Origin of the sequence: Actinacidiphila polyblastidii, from assembly GCF_036353415.1 — a bacterium.
In the GTDB taxonomy this organism is placed as follows: domain Bacteria; phylum Actinomycetota; class Actinomycetes; order Streptomycetales; family Streptomycetaceae; genus Actinacidiphila; species Actinacidiphila polyblastidii.
In genome coordinates this window covers 1-926 of the sequence record NZ_JAZEWV010000081.1, presented here as the reverse complement: position 1 = coordinate 926, position 926 = coordinate 1, and the positions used below count along the sequence as shown (strand labels likewise).

Genomic DNA, 926 nt, shown 5'->3' with positions numbered 1-926 from the left:
GTGCCCTCGTAGATCACCTGGGTCGCGCCGTTGGCCAGCGGCCCGTACACGATGTAGGAGTGGCCGGTCACCCACCCGATGTCCGCGGTGCACCAGTACACGTCGCCGGCCGGTTTCAGGTCGAACACCGCGTGGTGGGTGTAGGCGGCCTGGGTCAGGTACCCGCCGGAGGTGTGCAGGATCCCCTTGGGCTTGCCCGTGGTGCCCGAGGTGTACAGGATGAACAGCGGGTGCTCGGCGCCGAAGGGCTGCGCGGTGTGCTCGGTGGACTGCCGGCCGGTGATCTCGTGCCACCACACGTCACGGCCTTCGGTCCAGGCCACCTCCTGCCCGGTACGGCGCACCACCAGCACATGCTCCACCTGCGCGGTCCGCGCCACCGCCTCGTCGATGGCCGGCTTGAGCGCGGACGGCTTGCCCCGCCGGTACCCACCGTCCGCGGTGATCACCAGCTTCGCGTCGGCGTCATCGATCCGCGAGGCCACCGCGTCCGCGGAGAACCCGCCGAAGACCACCGAGTGCGCCGCACCGATCCGCGCGCACGCCAGCATCGCCACGACCGCCTCGGGGATCATCGGCAGGTACACCGCGACCCGGTCGCCCGCCACCACCCCCAACTCCGTCAGCGCGTTCGCCGCCCGGCACACCTCGTCCTGCAACTCCGCGTAGCTGATCGCCCGGCTGTCACCCGGCTCACCCTCGAAGTACAGGGCGATCCGCTCACCGTGACCGGCCTCCACATGCCGGTCCACACAGTTGTAGGCGACATTCAGCTCACCGTCGGCGAACCACTTCGCGAACGGCGGATTCGACCAGTCCAGCGTCTGCGTCGGCTCCCTCACCCACGCCAACCGCCGGGCCTGCTCCGCCCAGAAACCCAGCCGATCGGCCGACGCCTGCTCATACGCCGCCGCCGTGACATTCGC

Annotated in this window: 1 protein-coding gene; it reads right to left on the bottom strand. The window is 70.2% G+C overall.

The annotated features are described in order from the left end of the window. Window positions 1-926: AMP-binding protein (locus V2S66_RS34305; protein WP_330801019.1), on the bottom strand; the 926-nt coding region annotated here is incomplete at both ends.